At 66.5% G+C, this 462-nt stretch carries 1 protein-coding gene; it reads right to left on the minus strand.

The window, feature by feature from the left end; all coding sequences use genetic code 11:
* Nucleotides 1–462: ATP-binding protein (locus EOB36_RS34045; protein ID WP_281035508.1), on the minus strand; the 462-nt coding region annotated here is incomplete at both ends.

Genomic DNA, 462 nt, shown 5'->3' on the forward strand with positions numbered 1-462 from the left:
GTTCAGGAGTTCCGTGGGTATGCCCGGGCCATGGTCAGATATGGTCAGCACGGCGCGATTGTCGGCTGCGGCCAGGTCGATGCGGCACGCCTTGCCATGGGTGGCGGCGTTGACGATCAGGTTGCGCAAGGCGCGGCGCAGGCCAAGCGCGCCGGCCCGCACGCAAACCTTGTCCAGGTGCCCGATCGAGACGGCATGGCCGAGCGATACCATCTCGGCTTCGATATCGCGCACCGTCTTTGCCAGGTCGACCGGTTCGACGGCGTCCTGGTTCACTTCTTCGCGCACCAGGCGGATGGCGCTATCGGCGATGCGGTCGAGTTCGTCGAGGTCGTGAAGCCATTTGTCGCGTTCGTCGTCGAGGAATTCGGCGCGCAGCCGCATGCGCGTCATCGGCGTTCGCAGATCATGGCCGGCGGCGGCGACCAGCCGCATTCGCCTTTCCATGGCGGTCCGCAGCCG

The organism is Mesorhizobium sp. M6A.T.Cr.TU.017.01.1.1, assembly GCF_004023115.1.
Taxonomy (GTDB): domain Bacteria; phylum Pseudomonadota; class Alphaproteobacteria; order Rhizobiales; family Rhizobiaceae; genus Mesorhizobium; species Mesorhizobium mediterraneum.